General features: G+C 58.5%; 4 protein-coding genes. 1 reads left to right on the top strand and 3 read right to left on the bottom strand.

From position 1 onward, the window contains the following. Positions 1–315: isoaspartyl peptidase/L-asparaginase (locus AB4043_RS17985; RefSeq protein ID WP_442307689.1), on the top strand; the 315-nt coding region annotated here is incomplete at its 5' end. A 77-nt stretch (positions 316–392) separates the two neighbouring features. On the opposite strand, the gene AB4043_RS17990 is transcribed toward AB4043_RS17985, so the two are convergent. From AB4043_RS17990 to AB4043_RS18000, 3 genes are all read right to left on the bottom strand, one after another. Continuing rightward, positions 393–2,267: an ABC transporter ATP-binding protein gene (locus AB4043_RS17990; RefSeq protein ID WP_442307690.1), complete on the bottom strand. Its 1,875-nt coding sequence runs from the start codon at positions 2,265–2,267 to the stop codon at positions 393–395. A gap of 78 nt (positions 2,268–2,345) precedes the next feature. Then, on the bottom strand, positions 2,346–2,714 hold the full coding sequence (locus AB4043_RS17995) for a hypothetical protein (RefSeq protein WP_442301260.1): 369 nt from the start codon (positions 2,712–2,714) through the stop codon (positions 2,346–2,348). A gap of 12 nt (positions 2,715–2,726) precedes the next feature. Then, a complete protein-coding gene (locus AB4043_RS18000) occupies positions 2,727–3,608 on the bottom strand; it encodes an SCO family protein (protein WP_442301259.1) in 882 nt (293 codons plus the stop codon). Positions 3,609–3,712 lie beyond the last annotated feature (104 nt).

Genomic DNA, 3,712 nt, shown 5'->3' on the forward strand with positions numbered 1-3,712 from the left:
CCCATTATCGGCGCGGGTACGTATGCGTCCAATGAGAGCTGCGCTGTTTCCGCTACGGGCACCGGCGAGTACTTCATCCGCCTGACTGTCGCCCGCGAGATCTGCGCGCTTGTTCAGTACAAGGGAATGAAGCTGCAGGCCGCAGCCGACGAGGTGATTCAGAAGCGTCTTACCGCGCTCAAGGGGGATGGAGGCATCATCGCCGTCACACCCGATGGACAACTTGCATGGAGCTTCAATACGCCGGGGATGTACCGCGCAAAACTTGCGGAAGGTGGCAAGCCGCAGGTCAGCATCTATCACGATGAACCGTAAGGTTCGAATATTTTCGAGAAACGGAAGAGGGGGCAAAATGCCCCCTCTTCCGTTGTTGTACCGTTTTTGGCTTTCGTCTACGCCTTAGCTTCTTCTTCCAGCTTGTCCCCTTCGCCGGGCGCCAGGAACATATTCATCTCTACGCCGTGCTGCCGTGTGTAGAGCTCGTAGTAGCGTCCGCCCATCGCCAGCAGTTCCTCATGGCGTCCACGCTCCCGGATGCGGCCTTGTTCCACAACCAGGATCTGATCTGCCCTGCGAATGGTTGAGAGCCGGTGAGCGATGACGAAGGTCGTGCGTCCCCGCATCAGGTAGTTCAGGCCTTCCTGGATCAGGGCCTCGCTCTCCGAATCAAGCGAACTGGTCGCTTCATCCAGAATCAGGATGCGAGGATCGGCAAGGATGGCGCGCGCGATCGAGAGCCGCTGCCTCTGGCCTCCGCTCAGTTTCACGCCGCGCTCACCGACGATGGTCTCATAGCCTTCCGGGAAGCGCTCCACAAACTCATCCACGCGCGCGATGCGGCAGGCCTCTCTCCACTGCTCCTCTGTCGCCTCCGGGCGCGAAAATAGCACGTTCTCGCGCACCGTACCATCGAAAAGGAAGGTCTCCTGCAGCACGACACCGAGCTGCGAACGATAGCTGCTCAGCTTCACATCAGCCAGATCCACGCCGTCCACGACGACCCGGCCCTGCTGTGCAGTGTGGAAGGCACATATCAGACTGATGATGGTTGACTTGCCGGAGCCGGACGAACCCACCAGCGCCGTCGAGGTCCCGGGCCTGGCTACGAAGTCGATATCATGCAGCACCGGTTTACCTTCTTCGTACTCGAAGCTGACGTGTTCGAACCGAACGTCACCCTGCAGCAGTCCCAGTTCTACCTTGCGCTTCGAGCCCGAGTCCTCCGTCAGCTCCGCCAGCACCTCATTGGTTCGATCCAGGCCGGCCGCGGCTTCCGTCAACTGCGTTCCGATCGAGACCAGTTGCACCATGGGAGCGATCATGAAGGTCAGGAACATGGTGTATTCCACGTATCCACCGACGGTCAAACGCCCTGCGGTATGCTCCCTGCCGCCGAGGTACATCACCAGGCCACCGACCACACCCAGCACCATGGTGCTCGACAGCGTCATCAGTGACTGCGCCCGCAGCGAACTCAACACGTTCTTCAGCAGCCGCTGGACGCCGCCGGCAAAGACGTTCGCTTCGCTCTCCTCCGCGTGATATCCCTTCACCACCCGAACGCCACCGAGAGACTCGGTCAGACGTCCCGTCACCTCGGCGGCGATGGCTCCCCGCTGGCGGAAGATGGGACGGATCGTCCTGAAGGCCCGCATGAGGATCACCGCAAAGACCAGCAGGATAGAGAAGGTCAGAAGCGTCATCCGCGTGCTCAGTCCGATCAGGACGACAAATGCAATCAGCGCAGTCAGAAGGCCGCCGACAAATTCTACGAGCCCCGTGCCGATGATGTTGCGCACGCCTTCCACGTCCGACATGATGCGCGAGACCAATACGCCCGTACGATTACGGTCGTAGAACTCCACGGGAAGCCGGCCGATATGCTCCTGCACCTTCCGCCGCAACTCGGCGATGAACTTCTGGCCTTCGGTAGAGAGCAACTGCGACAGAACGTAGGTCGTGACTCCCTGGATCATCGTCGCCGCAGCGACAATACCGACGATCTTCGGCAACAAGGAAGACTGTCCGTGGTACATCACGTTGTCAATCAGGAAGCGCGAAGAAGCAGGGAGCACAAGACCGCAAGCACGGTTGACGATCATCAGCAGGAAGCTGCCGACCACCAGACCGAGCCGCGGGCGAAACAGCGCCCAGATCTGCGGCAGTACTTTCTTCAGAGGAGGCTTGGGCCTCTTCTCTCCTCCGTTATGATTGCGGATCGGCCGGTCGCCGGCGCGCATCCGCGGTGCTCCTAATGACGATGACATACCGCCCATATTTCGCTCCACTCCGCTATTGCCGCAGTAGTCCACACCTGCCACGGCCGCACCTCAAACAAATCGACGTTACGCTACCCGTGCGCGGCGTGCCTCGATGAACGACCGCACACACAGCAGCGTGTAAATCAAGCAGATCACTGCCATCAGAACCTCTTCGCGGACTGCCAACGGGCGAAGGATGGGACCGGACAGATAGGCCTTCAGGGCGCGGATTGCCGGAAACAGGAAGCCCAGCAGGCCGATAGTGACCGCGATATGCATGATGATCATCCGCATCTTGCTATCTTCCGTACGGGCGGCCATCCCCAGGATCGCCAGCGCGATTCCAAAGAATGCCGGAATCAGCGCCGTAACCGCGGTATGCCCCGTAATCCAGAAGAAGATTACTCCAAGCAGAATCAGCAATACACCAAACCGAATCGTTACATTTGCCATCAATGTTTCCTCTCAGGCCGCACGGGCCAGCTCTTTCATCCGCGCCGCGACCTGCGCAGCCGTCCAGTCATTCCCCGGATACCACTCGGCCACACGTCCGCTTTTATCCACGACTACCGTAGATAACGAATGAGTGAGCGATTTATTGTCGTCCGAGGTCACACCCAGGTCGAAAAACTCTTCCATGGGCTGCAGATTGCTCTGCGAAGGCACTGCAAACTCCCAGTGACGGAAGTCTGTTTTCCCCGCATAGATTTCGCCGTAGCTCTTCAGCACCTTCGGCGAATCGAAGGCCGGATCGAAGCTAATGCTCAGCAGGTGCGTTCCTGCCGCAGCGTCCTTATCCGTTGCGAGCGTCTTTTCGATCTCCGCGAAGTTGCGGCTCATCTTCGGGCAGTAGTCATCCAGCGGGCAACGGGTATAGACAAAGGTGATCAACAAAACCCGGCCCTGGAACTCTTTCAGGTGAATTGCCTTACCGTTCTGATTGGTCAGTTTGAAGTCCGGGACGACGTCGCCTTTCGCCGGGGCGTGAAACTGCATCGTCGGTTTGTAGTCCGGTTTCCCCTGGGCGATTACGACAATCTGATCGAGCTTGGCGTTCTTGTAGACTTCTCCGTCGTACTCGACAAAGAGCTTTGCCGTAATCCGGTCCCCCGGATGAAGCTCCTTCAGCACCGCAGAATCTTTCACCTTGTACGGCATGATCATGGCTTCCATAAAGCCTGGAATCGCCTCATGATCCAGGGTCACCTCGCTCCGGGCAGGATTCGTCTCGATCACCTTACCGCGAACATCAAACGTCTTCGTCGTGGTCGGAGGTTGAGGGGGCTTTTTGCACCCGGCCATGCAGACCACGACAGCCAGCAGGATCGCAAAAGAAATCTTTCTCACACCTTCATGATAGTCCTCGGAGCCTGCCATCCTGCGTGACACACTGGAGAGGTGCGCACTAGAGCATTTTCCCTATTGCTGGGTATCCCGGAAGAGGAGCGAAG

This window comes from Terriglobus sp. YAF25 (assembly GCF_052113305.1).
GTDB lineage: Bacteria > Acidobacteriota > Terriglobia > Terriglobales > Acidobacteriaceae > Terriglobus.